At 67.6% G+C, this 13009-nt stretch carries 8 protein-coding genes; 4 read left to right on the forward strand and 4 right to left on the reverse strand.

What is annotated here, in order from left to right; all coding sequences use genetic code 11:
* Positions 1-90: 90 nt before the first annotated feature.
* On the forward strand, positions 91-1086 hold the full coding sequence (locus ACZK0Z_RS17175; RefSeq protein WP_049430077.1) for a YhdH/YhfP family quinone oxidoreductase: 996 nt from the start codon (positions 91-93) through the stop codon (positions 1084-1086).
* Between the two features lie 88 nt (positions 1087-1174).
* Complete coding sequence (gene pilH, locus ACZK0Z_RS17180; protein WP_005410644.1) at positions 1175-1546, forward strand: twitching motility response regulator PilH; 372 nt, start codon at positions 1175-1177, stop codon at positions 1544-1546.
* 88 nt (positions 1547-1634) lie between these two features.
* On the opposite strand, the gene ACZK0Z_RS17185 is transcribed toward pilH, so the two are convergent.
* Complete coding sequence (locus ACZK0Z_RS17185) at positions 1635-2528, reverse strand: DnaJ C-terminal domain-containing protein (RefSeq protein WP_043399085.1); 894 nt, start codon at positions 2526-2528, stop codon at positions 1635-1637.
* A gap of 261 nt (positions 2529-2789) precedes the next feature.
* Here ACZK0Z_RS17185 and ACZK0Z_RS17190 point away from each other — a divergent pair, with 261 nt between their 5' ends.
* Together ACZK0Z_RS17190 and ACZK0Z_RS17195 are read left to right on the forward strand one after the other, a co-directional pair.
* On the forward strand, positions 2790-3272 hold the full coding sequence (locus ACZK0Z_RS17190) for a peroxiredoxin (protein ID WP_049430076.1): 483 nt from the start codon (positions 2790-2792) through the stop codon (positions 3270-3272).
* A 29-nt stretch (positions 3273-3301) separates the two neighbouring features.
* On the forward strand, positions 3302-3877 hold the full coding sequence (locus tag ACZK0Z_RS17195; protein ID WP_049430075.1) for a ferritin-like domain-containing protein: 576 nt from the start codon (positions 3302-3304) through the stop codon (positions 3875-3877).
* Between the two features lie 154 nt (positions 3878-4031).
* Here the strand turns inward: ACZK0Z_RS17195 and pbpC are convergent, their stop codons facing one another.
* The 3 genes from pbpC to ACZK0Z_RS17210 all read right to left on the reverse strand — a co-directional run bounded on the left by pbpC (position 4032) and on the right by ACZK0Z_RS17210 (position 13009).
* Positions 4032-6413 (reverse strand): penicillin-binding protein 1C, encoded by a 2382-nt coding sequence (gene pbpC / locus ACZK0Z_RS17200; RefSeq protein WP_197632901.1) that lies wholly within the window; start codon positions 6411-6413, stop codon positions 4032-4034.
* Positions 6414-6462: 49 nt separating this feature from the next.
* Positions 6463-11370 (reverse strand): alpha-2-macroglobulin family protein, encoded by a 4908-nt coding sequence (locus ACZK0Z_RS17205; protein ID WP_049430073.1) that lies wholly within the window; start codon positions 11368-11370, stop codon positions 6463-6465.
* Between the two features lie 178 nt (positions 11371-11548).
* Positions 11549-13009, reverse strand: coding sequence for a bifunctional 2-methylcitrate dehydratase/aconitate hydratase (locus tag ACZK0Z_RS17210; RefSeq protein WP_197632899.1), 1461 nt, complete (start codon positions 13007-13009; stop codon positions 11549-11551).

Consider the following 13009-nt stretch of genomic DNA (forward strand, 5'->3'; position numbering starts at 1 on the left):
TCACCGATCATACAAGATGGGGCGGATCGGCAGGATCGAAAGGGGGGCTACGGGGTAAGGTGGCGTTTTCCTCGAAGTCAGGCAACGCCGATGGCCCCCACCACCCCGTTCACCGCCTTCCGTATCGAAAACGACGACGCCGGCTACCGCAGCGGCCTGGCCCAGCTGGGTGTCGACGACCTCAACCCCGGCCAGGTGCTGATCCGCGCCCACTGGTCCTCGGTCAACTACAAGGACGCCCTGGCCGGCACCGGCAAGGGGAAGATCCTGCGCCGCTTCCCGCTGGTCGGGGGCATCGACGTGGCCGGCACCGTAGTCGCCAGCGCCGATCCTGACTGGCGTGAAGGCGACGCGGTGCTGGCCACCGGCTGCGGCCTCAGCGAAACCCGCGACGGCGGCTACAGCCAGTACGTGCGGCTGGAGTCGCGTGCGGTGATCGCCCAGCCGGCCGGGCTGACCCCTCGCGAGGCGATGGTGCTGGGCACCGCTGGGTTCACTGCGGCGCTGGCCCTGCTGCGCATGCAGGACAACCGGCAGACCCCGGAACTCGGCCCGCTGGCGGTCACCGGTGCCAGCGGCGGTGTCGGTGCGCTGGCGCTGTCGATCTTCAGCCGTGCCGGCTACGCCGTCCACGCTGTCAGCGGCAAGCCGGACCAGGCCGATTTCCTGCACAGCATCGGCGCCTCCGAGGTACTGCCACGCGAGGCACTGTCCAATACCGGCCCGCTGCAGTCGGCACGCTTCGGCGGTGGCCTCGACAATGCCGGAGGCGACATGCTGGCCAGCCTGCTGGCGCAGACCGTGCCCTACGGCAGCGTGGTCAGTGCCGGTCTGGCCGCCAGCCCGACGCTGGACATGACCGTGATGCCGTTCATCCTGCGCGGTGTCTCGCTGCTGGGCGTGTCCTCGGCCAATGCGCCGCGCGGGCTGCGCGAAGAGGTGTGGTCGCGACTGGGCAGTGACTGGAAACCGCAGCACCTGGACCGCATCTGTACTGCCGAAGTCGGCCTGGATGGCCTGCCCGCCGTGTTCGAGCGGATGCTGGCCGGCGGCTCGCTGGGCCGCACCGTGGTGCGGATCGACTGAACGTCGCAGGCAGGCGACGGACGGCAGGCGGTCCCCTCCCGCCGGTAATGTGCCCGCACTACACTGCGGGCATTACATGGGGAACAACATGGCACGCATTCTGATCGTCGACGACTCACCGTCGCAGCTGTTGGGGATACAGCGCATCGTCGAGAAGCTCGGGCACCAGATCCTGACCGCCACCGATGGCGCCGCCGGGGTCGAAACCGCCAAGGCCGAGCTGCCCGACCTCGTCCTGATGGACGTGGTGATGCCCAACCTCAACGGCTTCCAGGCCACCCGCACCCTCGCCCGCGACGAGGCAACCCGCCACATCCCGGTGATCCTGGTGACCACCAAGGACCAGGACACCGACCGCATGTGGGGCATGCGCCAGGGCGCCAAGGCCTACATCACCAAGCCGTTCTCGGAAGACGAACTGTCCGAAGTGCTGGAACGGGTGTTCGCCGGGCAGGGCTGAAACATTCCGGTGGGTGCCAACCTTGGTTGGCACGCCTTGAACGGCCGAAAAGCGTGTGGCCCCAGGTCCGCCCCCACCAGAATCCACCTCAGATCGTTTCGCCGAACGCCTTGGCCAGGTTCCGGTATGCCTTCTTCTGCGCCTCATCGGTCGCGGCCGGGGCCACGATCTCGATCTCGACGATCTGGTCGCCATCCGGATTGCCCGGCAGGCCACGGCCACGCAGGCGCAGCTTGCGCCCGGCATCGGAATCGGCCGGAATCTTCAGCTCCACCGCACCGCCCAGGGTCGGCACGCTGATGCTGGTCCCCAATGCGGCCTGCCACGGTGTGACCGGCAGCGTATAGAGGATGTTGCGGCCATCGACCTCGAACTGCGGGTGCGCGGCGTACTCCACTTCCAGCAGCAGGTTGCCGCCATGATTGCCCTGCCCGGCCAGCCGTATCACCTGGCCCGGACGGATGCCCTTGGGCACGCGCACGTCCAGCTGCTTGCCGTTGACGGTGATGCGCAGGCTGTCACCGTTGTAGGCCGCCTCCAGCGGTACCGACAGCTTGGCGCGGGTATCGCGATTGGGCGCATGGCCCTGGCTGCTGAAGCCCGGCCCGGGACCAGCGCCGCCACCGCCACGCTGGCGCGCGAACAGGCTTTCGAAGAAGTCGCTGAAGCCGCCGTTGGGGCCGCCGCCGCCGAACACTTCCTCGAAATTGAAGCCCCCGGCGCCGCCGTAGTTCGGCGGCACGTTGAACTCCTCGCCCGGGCGATAGCCCTGCGCGCGCAGCTGGTCGTAGGCCGCGCGCTTCTCCGGATCACGCAGCGCCTCGTAGGCCTCGTTGACCGCCTTGAACTTGTCTTCGGCCCCGGCCTCCTTGCTGACGTCCGGGTGGTACTTGCGTGCCAGCCGGCGGTAGGCGGTCTTGATCTCCGCCTCGCCCGCGCTCGGTTCCACCCCCAGGGTGGCGTAGTAATCCTTGAATTCCATCCATCTACCTCGATTCGCTTCGGCCGCGCCGGTGGCGCCGCCCCGGGTTCATTCTACGCGCCGGCGATGCTACGCCGCCCCTCGTGCGGCCCTGGTGAGGCCGACTGATCCTGCGCAATGCGGCTGCCATCCCCATGCCCCAGGCTGTGACTGGAAGCCTGCCCCGCCAGGCCTGAAGATGGGGCCTGCACGCCGGTTTTCCAATGTCTTGACGCCCCTGTCCCACGCCGGCCTCTAGCCTGCCCCTGCAAGGAGTCCACCATGACCATCCACGTTGGCGACCGCATTCCGGAAGTGACCCTCAAGCGCATCCGCGAGGGCATCGAAACGCTCGATACGCATTCGCTGTTCGACGCGCGCAAGGTGGTGCTGTTCGCCGTGCCCGGTGCGTTCACCCCCACCTGTTCGGCCCGTCACCTGCCCGGCTACGTCGAAAAGTTCGAGGCCTTCCGCCAGCGCGGCATCGACGTCTACTGCGTGGCGGTCAACGATCCGTTCGTGATGAAAGCCTGGGCCACCGACCAGCACGTGCCCGACGGCCTGCTGATGCTGTCCGACGGCAATGCAGAACTGACCCGCGCGCTCGGCCTGGAGCTCGACGCCAGCGCCTCGGGCATGGGCATCCGCTCGCGTCGCTTCGCGCTGTACGTGGTCGATGGCGTGGTGCGCGCCGCCTGGGTTGAACAACCCGGCCAGTTCGAAGTCTCTTCAGCCGAGTACGTGCTGGAGCACCTGCCCACCTGATTCTCCACCGCAAAAGGAAACGGCCAGCCATGTCCAGCAAGCCAGCCAAAGCCCCCAAGCCCGCCGCGAAGGTTCCCGGCATCAGCGACCGCAAGACCCTGCGTGATCGCGCCCGGCGCAACATCGAGGATGGCGCGATCACCGACAGCTACAGCGCCGACCGCAAGGTGGTGATCAAGCTGCTCAACGACGCGCTGGCCACCGAGTACGTCTGCGTGCTGCGCTACTACCGGCACTATTTCATGGCCAAGGGCATGCTGGCCGATGCGGTGAAAGCCGAGTTTCTCGAGCATGCACAGCAGGAACAGGCGCACGCCGGCAAGCTGGCCGAGCGCATCGTCCAGCTCGGCGGCGAACCTGATTTCAACCCCGATACGCTCACCGCGCGTTCGCATGCCGAGTACAAGGAAGGCAGCGACCTGCGCGACATGGTGCGCGAGAACCTGGTGGCCGAGCGCATCGCCATCGACAGCTATCGCGAGATGATCAACTTCATCGGCGACCGCGACACCACCACCAAGCGCATCCTTGAGGAAATCCTGGCGCAGGAAGAGGAACACGCCGATGAATTCGCCGACCTGCTGGATGGGTGGATCGGGGAATAGCGGTTACGCCAAGGGCTCGCGGCCATCTACGGTGTTGTAGGGCCGAGCCCATGCTCGGCTTACCTCTGCATGCACGTCGCAGGAGCAGCCGAGCATGGGCTCGGCTCTACAACAGCGTGGCAGACATACGGGACGTGCCAACCAAGGTTGGCACCTACCGGAGTACGGTGAACCGCACCTGCGTCCACGCGCCGTCGGCCGCCAGTGCGGTCAGGGCATGCGCGCCCGGTTCGGCGAACTCGCGCTGCATCAACTGCGCACCATGAGTCTGCGCGATCCAGCGACCGTCCAGCAGCCAGTCCACCGTCTGCTCGCTGCCCAGCGCGCGCAGCTGCAGGCGTACGCCATGTTCGGCGTTGGGTGCACGCGCCAGTACGGCGCCATCATTGAGGCCATCGATGTGCAACGCGACGCTGGCCTCACGCCCATCATCACGGCAGTCCGGCGACAGCGCCGGCAGCTGGGAGGCCTCGCGCGTGGCCTTGGGCAGCCACGGTGACAGCAACGCTGGCCAGCGCGCGATCTCGCGCGCGACTTCTTCGTGCGGCAAGCGGCAATCGGCTGACACGCGCAGACCGCTGCGGGCGTCTGCCAGGAAACGCTGCCGCCCCGGCTGCCAGCGTCGTGCCTCGCGCTCGGGGAAGGTCGGCGGTGCTGCGCCATCGAGCAGGTAGGCCGACATCCTGCGCTGGCAGAGCGCAGCAGACAGGTCTTCGGCACGCTCACCGGTCGGCCAGCAGACGTCTTCCTGGCTGACGCTGGCCGGCATCGGCGCGGACGCCGAGTCACCGCGTTGGCGTGGCAGGCTGTCCACCACCTCGAACATCAGTGGCAGCGCGGTGACCGCGCCGTACTGGCCCGGCAGAGGCGTGCCGTCCGGCCGGCCCACCCACACGCCCACGGTGTAATGGCGGGTACTGCCGATGGCCCACGCATCGCGGTACCCGTAACTGGTGCCGGTCTTCCACGCCACGCGCGGGCGGCCACCGACATCGAACGTACCGACGCTGTACCCCGGGCGCGGATTCGATTCCAGCATCTCGCGCACGATCCAGCTTGCGCCGGGCGAAGCGAGACGTCGCTCGATCATCGGCTCGTCATCGGTGTAACGCACGCGCCCGGCGATGCCATTGCGGTTGAGCGCGGCGAACGCGCCGACCAGATCTTCCAGCCGCGCGCCGGTGCCGCCCAGGATCAACGACAGGTTGGGCGTGCTGCCCGGCGGAAAGCGCAGCTGGATGCCGGCATGCGACAGGCGTGCGGCAAAGCGCGCGGCCCCGACCCGCTGCAACAGGTCCACCGACGGCACGTTGAGTGACAGCCGCAATGCGCTGGAGGCGCCAACAGGCCCATTGAAGGCCATATCGAAATTGCCCGGGCGATAGCTGCCGAAACTCTGCGGCGCATCGACCAGCAGGCTCTCCGAATGGATCAGGCCATCATCCAGTGCCATCGCGTAGAGAAATGGCTTGAGCGTGGAGCCGGGCGAACGCCAGGCCTGCACCATGTCCACGTGGCCAAGCCGCTGGCGGTCGCCAAAGGACAACGTACCGACATAGGCACGCGCCTGCAGGGTCTGGTTGTCGACCACCAGCAGCGCGGCCGAGGTACGCTCGGGCAGCGTCGAGAAATAGCTGGCCACGCGCTCTTCCAGCGTGCGCTGCAGGCCGATGTCGATGCTGCTCTGGATGCGTGCCTGGCCCGGATGCGCCGAATGCAGGCGCTGCGCCAGCAGCGCGGCATGCAGCGGCGGCCGCAGCGAGCGCGCCACCACGTTCTCGATGCGCGCGTCTTGCACCTCTTCCGGTGTCCACGCGCCCAGTTCGGCCATGCGGGTCAGCACCTTGTCACGCGCCTTCTGCGCCGCTTCCGGGTGACGATCCGGGCGCAGCCGGCTCGGTGCCTGCGGCAGCACCGCCAGCAACGCGGCTTCGGCATGCGACAGCTGCGCCGCCGGCTTGCCCAGATAGGCCCAGCTGGCCGCTTCCACGCCCTCGATGGTGCCGCCGTAGGGCGCGCGCTCCAGGTACAGGGCCAGGATCTGCTGCTTGCTCAGATGCACTTCCAGCTGCACCGCGCGCAGCATCTGCTTGAGCTTTCCCCAGGGCGTGCGCGTATGCGGATCGAGGATGCGTGCGACCTGCATGGTCAGGGTCGAGCCACCGGAGACGATGCGGCCGCCGCGCAGCAGCTGGCCGCTTGCCCGCAGGATCGCCAGCGGATTGATGCCCGGATGGCGCCAGAACCAGCGGTCTTCGTAGGTCAGCAATGCCTGCAGGTACAGCGGCGAGACGCTGTCGATGGAAGCCGGATAGCGCCACACGCCCTCGGCATCGGCGAACGCACGCAGTGGTGTGCCGTCTGCAGCCACCACCAGGGTGCTGGTGTCGCGCTGCTTCGGCAAGGGTGGCGGGAAGGCGAAATCCAGCACCAGCAGCAGCGCCAGCAGCGCCGCGGTACCCCAGCGCAGCCACGGCCACAGCGGCTGCAGCCGGCGGCGCAGGGCCGCCAGCCGGTTTTTCATTGCGTCTTTCATTGCACATTGCCCGCAGGACGGGCCGCGCCTGCGCGGCCCATCCGTGGGATCACGGCTGCACCACCGTGATCGTGGTCGGGTTGCTGCGGCCAACGCCACGCAGCTGCGGCCGGTACATGTCCTCCACCAGCGGCGGCGGCACCGAGTAGGTACCCGGGGTCACCGCACGCACCAGGTAGAACACGTTGGCCTTGCTGCCACGCGAGAGCTTCAGCGCGGCCACGTAGCGATCGTCGCGGAACTCTTCGTGCTTGGTATCGGCTGCTTCACTGCGGTCGCTGATGGTGATGCCATCGACCACCACGTCAGCCCACTGCTTGGCATCACCGAGGTTGAAGTTCTCGATCTCCAGGCCCGCCGGCAGCAGGTCGGTCAGCAGCGCATCCGGCATGGTGGTGTCGGCAGTGACGGTGACGCGCACGATCAGCGCTTCGCCTTCCTTCAGCGGGCGCGGCGTCCACGGCTTGCCATCGGTGCCGAAGTAGCTGCGTTCAACACCCAGCACGCTGTTGTCCGGCGCCGGTGCGCTGCGCGGGATGCCGGCCACGTCGATGCTGGCAAACATCGGCGGCTGGCCCTGCGGGGTGAAGCGCACGCCGCTGGCCAGTTCGGTGGCGCTGAAGTTGCGGCCGAATAGTTTGCGCTCGCCGATGGCTTCGCTGTTGCCGCCGATCACCAGCTCACCGGCCACCAGCGCCTTCTGGTTGGCAGCCAGCGCCTTGCCGAGGCGGGCGATCGCCACCTGTTCCTGCGTGCTCAGCCACATCCAGCCGGCATTGCGGCGCGCATCCAGGCCACGGCCGAGATCGACGGCACGTGCGTCCCAGGCGGGCTTGGCCAGCTTGTTCTCGTGCGTCAGCGCGATCATCAATGCGTCATCGCGGATCGCGCTGCCGTAGTCGCCGAAGTACGACGGGCGCTCGCTGCTGGACTTGGCGAACGCCGCCGCCAGTGCCGCCTGGCCACGCTTGGCATCGCCCTGCAGCGACAGCGCCACACCCAGATGGACCAGCGACAGGCCACCAACCGCCTTGCTGCGCTCGTTGTCATACAGCGTGCGCAGGGTGCCCAGCGGTGCGCGGTTGACCCGCGCCAGCACGTAACCCGAATACGCCTGGTTGGCGAACTTCAGCTTCTCGCGGTCATCCTGGCCGTAGAACTGGTTGCCGCCGGACAGCAGATCCTCGCTCAGGCGGTTGAGCGCCTTCTGCAGCACGTTGTCGGGCACGGCGAAGCCGGCGTCCTTGGCATCGAGCAGGAACTCGGTGATGTACGGGGTCAGCCACGGGTTCACGTAACCGTCGTCACCCCACATCGAGAAGTTGCCATTGGCTACCTGCATCGACGCCAACCGACCGAACGCGCCTTCCATGCGTTCGCGGCGTGTCTTGGCATCCAAGCCATCGGCGCCAAGCATCGACGACGTCGCCTGGTCCAGGATCAGCGCGGCGTAGCCCTTGCTGGTGGTCTGCTCGGCACAGCCGTAGGGGTAGTTCAACGCGCCCTGCAGGGCGCTGGCGAACGGAATCGGCGGCAGCGGGCTGACCAGCAGCCGTGCGTTCACCGACTCGGACATCAGGCCCTCGGTCAGGCTGTTGTCGAGGCTGACCGCGGCCAGCGGATCCAGCGTGCGCACCTGCGAACGCAGCACCTGTGGCCACGCCGCACGTACCGGCAGGTCATAGCGGCGATCGGCCCTGAAACCATTGCCATCGACCCGCACGCGCACCTTGGCCACGCTGTGGCCCTCGCGCGCCGACAGCGGGAAGCTGAGCGTGCTCTTGGCATCGGCGTTCAACTGCACGCTGCGCGTGCCTTCAGCCAGTGCCAGCGGGCCCTCGGTCTCCACTCGCACGTTGAACGCACCCGGCTTGCCGGTGAAGTTCTGCACGTCCAGGGTGACGGTGCTGCGGTCGCCCGGGGCGAGCACGCGCGGCATGCTGGCTTCGGCCAGGATCGGGGCACGCACCACGGTTTCCACATCGCGCTTGCCGTACTGGTCATCGCTGTAGACCAGCGCCGATACCCGCAGCGTGCCGTTGAAGTCCGGCACCTTCAGGCGGATGCGGGCATTGCCCTTGGCATCCAGTTGCACCGGGCCGGAGAACAGGTCCACGGTCTGCACGCGTGCGGTCGGGCGCTTGGCCTGCGGAAGTGCCTGCAGCGCCATGTCGCCGCCGAACTTCAGCTTGCCGGCGCCGCCGTCGAAGCTTTCGATCACCCGGCTGTAGATGTCGTAGGCATCGATGCCGAGGCGACGCTGGGCGAAGAAGTGCGCGCCGGCATCGGGCACCGGGAAACGGGTGATGTTGAGGATGCCCACGTCCACCGCCGAGACGGTGACGTGCGCCATCTTGCCGGCCAACTGTGGTGCGCTGACCGTCACCGGCAGGTCCTGCTCAGGGCGCATCTGCTTGGGCGCCGCCAGGCCGACCGCCACGGTGCGGCCCTTGCGGTCCATCGGCACATGCACCACGCCCACGGCACGGGCCGGGGTGATCTTGCTCGGCGCACTGCCACCACGGAACACCAGCGCGGTGATGTAGACGTCGTGGCGTTCCCAGTCGGCGGTGACCGGGATCTTGAAGGTCGAACCCGGCTTGGCGTCGATGTCCTGCACGTACAGCATGCGGTCGGTCTCGACCATCAGGATGCCCTTGCCGGCATGCGGCGGGGTCACCGTCACCTCAAGCGTGTCGCCTGCCTTGTAGCCGGTCTTGTCCAGGCCCAGCTTGATCTTGTCAGGGCGTGCATCCAGCCCCCGGTTGTCATCCCCCCAGCTCCAGCCCGCACGGAACGGATAGCGGCTGGTCAGACCGGTAGACGGATCGAACACGTCCACCCGGTACTCGCCCCACTCCACCGGGAAATCAAAGGCCACCGCGCTGCCGCCGGCATCGACGGTGCGCGTTTCCTTGTTCTCGAAACGGCGGGTGAAATCGTAGTCCCAACGGTTGTCGTTGAAGGTCCAGTGGTAATCGCGCAGTTCGCGCACCAGAGTGATCTTCAGGCCCTTGGCCGGCTGCGGCTTGCCCGCTGCATCCACGCGCATCAGCTCGAAGCGCGCATTGCCGTTGGCATCGGCACCGTCTTCGGGATTGAACAGCGGGCGCACGCCCACCAGCGCATTGGCCGGCCACATCACCCGCTTCAGGGTGCGGGTGACGGTACGGCCGCCGGTCTCGTACAGGCTGCCGGACAGCACCACCGCGATCGGCGCCTTGGCCTTGGCCGCCTCTTCCGGCAGGGCCACGTCCTCGCGCAGCTGGCCATTGGCCGGCAGCGTGGTGTCGATCACATCCTTGGCTTCGCGCGGCAACTGCAGGGTCGGGTCGCCGAAGAAGTAGCCCGGTAGGCCTTCCACCGGCTGCTGCTCGGCGGCCACCGCCATGCGCGCCGTGAAGCGGTTGCCATCGGCGGGCGCACCGTACAGATAGGCGCCATTGGCCTGCAGGCGCAGCTCCTCGCCCGGCTTCAGCGTCTTCTGCGCGCTGTCCAGGTCCAGCTTCATGCGCTCGGGCAGGAACTCTTCGATGCGCAGTGTCATGCCCTGGATCGCTTCCTTGCTGGCCGGGTCGGTACGGAATTCCACCTGCCAGCGCCCGGTCGGCGCCTCAGCGGGGATGACCTGCTCGAAGTTGATGTAGCCCTGCTCGCCCGGTTGCAGGCGGGTCTCGCGGAAGGTCTTGCCGTCGGGCTGCTTCAGGCGCAGGAACACCGGTTGCGCCTTGACCGGCTTGCCATCGTTGTCGCGCAGCAGCGCGGACAGGCGCACGGTCTCGCCCGGGCGGTACAGGTCGCGGCCGGACCAGGCATAGACATCGAACCAGGCGTTGTCGCGGCCGGCCACGGCGAATTCGCTCAGGTCCAGCGCCGGCTGGTTGAACGGCAGGAAGCTGGTGTCCTTGCCGCTGCTGGCGACCAGCACGTGGGTGGCGTCCAGGGTGTAGTTCAGCAGCGCATTGCCGTTGCCGTCGGTGCTGCCCTTCAGCACCACCTCGCCCTTGGCATCGAGCACGCGCAGGTCGATGCCCTTCAGCGGCGCACCGTCCTTCAGGCCGGCGGTGTGCACGAACAGCTTGTCCTTGTACGCCCGGGTGTGCAGGCCGATGTCGCTGACCGAGAAGAACGCGGTATCGAACTCGCCCTCGTAGTCGCCGGTGCGCTTGAGCAGGGCGAAGTACAGGCCCGGCTCCTGCAGTTCCTTGATGTCCTGGGTCGGCAGGTAGGTCAGCACCCGCTCGTTCTGCTTGCCGCCGAGGATGAAGCGGTTGACGTAGACTGGCTCGGCCAGCTTGTTGATCGGGCTGCGCTCGTAATCGCTGCTCAGTTCCCAGCTGCCGCGGCGGCCGCCGCGCTGGTACTGGCTGAAGAAGGTCGGCAGGTCCTTCTCGCGCACGCGCAGGAACTCGACGTCGACCTCCGGCACGTTCACCGACACCACCGGCAGGCCGCGGCTGTCCTTGGCCGGCAGCACGCTGCCCTGCGAAGCGAAGCCGACCACCGGCTTCAGTTCGCCGCTGAACACCTTCTGCTTCAGTTCCTTGCCCAGGCGGCTGCCATCGGCGGCAAGCAGGTCCGGCGAGACCACCAGGCTGAACTCCTTGCCGGCCTCGACGAACGGGTAGCGCAGGGTCAGGCCGTCATCAGACAGCGTCCAGCTGCTGTCGTCGGTGCCGACCTTCTCCTCGAAGCGCACCAGCGTGTCGAAATCCTGGGTGCCGACCAGCGGGCGCGAGAACTCCAGCGCCAGCGACAGGCCGTCATTCTTCTGGTCCGGGTACGCGCGCAGCAGGGTGAACTCCTTCACCTGCTCGGCCTTGGTGGTGATGGCTTCACCGCTGGCCTTGGGCAGCTGCCCGCTGTCGTTGCGGCAGCCGGCCAGGCCCAGCAACAGGCCTCCTGCCAGCACCGCCGCCGCCCATCCCCACCGCTTCCGCCGTGCCGGACCGCTCATGTCGTCACTCCTTGATCGAGGTGGCCATTATAGGCAGGCCGCGTCAAGGTGTTGACGCGGATTCGGCAGGAATGCATCGGAACGGTAGCGCAGGGCCATGCCCGGCGGTCCCGGTAGCCGCCAACCTTGGTTGGCGTTGGGCCCGTGCCAACCAAGGTTGGCACCTACCAAGGCGCGCCTACCCCGGCAGGTACAGGTCCACGTAGTCGGTCACCGGCATCGCTGCCAGCGCCACCGGGTCCAGCGATGCGGCCAGGATGCGCTGCTGCTGGGCGGTCGGGAAGCGGTGGGCCAGGTGCCGGCGGAACTTGTCCATCAGCAGCGGAATGCCTTCGGCGCGGCGACGGGCGTGGCCGAGCGGATACTCCACCCGCACCTCGGGCAGTTCAGTGCCATCGGTGAAGCGCACGCTCAGGCCGTTGCCGATGCTGCGCTTGTCCGGGTCCAGGTAGTCGGCGCTGAGCTGCGGGTCTTCATGGCAGGCCATCTTCGCGCGCAGTGGGTCGATGCGTGGATCGGCGGCCACGTCATCCTCGTAGTCCTCGGCCACCAGCCGCCCGTGCAGCAACGCGATGGCAACCATGTACTGCACGCAGTGGTCGCGGTCGGCCGGATTATGCAGCGGCCCCTGCTTGTCGATGATGCGGATGCAGGCTTCCTGGGTGCGGATCGCGATATACGCGATGTCCTCGACCCGCCGCCCCATCGCGCGCAGCTGCTGGTGCAGCGCAATCGCCGCCTCCACGGCTGTCTGGCCATGGAATTCGGCCGGGTAGCTGATCTTGAACAGCACGTTCTCCATCACATAGCTGCCCAGCGGTCGCCCCAGCGTCAACGCCTGACCGTGCATGGATACAGCCTCGAAACCCCAGGTCGGTGCACTCAATACGCTGGGATAGCCCATCTCGCCACTGGCCGCCATCAGCGCCAGGCGCACGCCACGGCTGGTCGCGTCGCCGGCCGCCCAGCTCTTGCGCGAGCCGGTGTTGGGCGCGTGCCGGTAGGTGCGCAGGGACTGGCCATCGACCCAGGCCAGCGACAGCGCATTGAGCATGCGTTCGCGATCCAGCCCCAGCAGCTGCGCAACCACTGCGGTGGTCGCGACCTTGACCAGCACCACATGGTCCAGCCCGACCCGGTTGAAGGAATTCTGCAGCGCCAGCACGCCCTGGATCTCGTGCGCCTTGATCATCGCCAGCAGCACGTCGTGCATGGTCGGCGGCGGGCGACGCAGGGCCTGCGCGTTGCGCCCCAGCCAGTCGCAGACGGCCAGGACGCCGCCGAGATTATCGGATGGATGGCCCCACTCGGCGGCCAGCCAGGTGTCATTGAAGTCGAGCCAGCGCACCATCGCACCGAGGTTGAAGGCGGCCTGCACCGGATCCAGCACGTAGTGCGTCCCGGGCACGCGCGCGCCGTTGACCACGCTGATACCCGGCACCAGCGGCCCAAGCAGCTTGCTGCAGGCCGGGAAGGACAGCGCCTCCAGCCCGCAACCGAGCGTGTCGAGCAGGCAATGGTGTGCGGTCTGGAACGCCAGCGGTGAGTCGATGCGGGCGTCGCGTACGTAATCGACGATGTCCACCAGCAGCGCATCCCACGCTGCACGCCCGTTGGATGAGGTGTGGCTGTCAGACAT

It is taken from the genome of Stenotrophomonas sp. 116085_Sma (assembly GCF_056479585.1).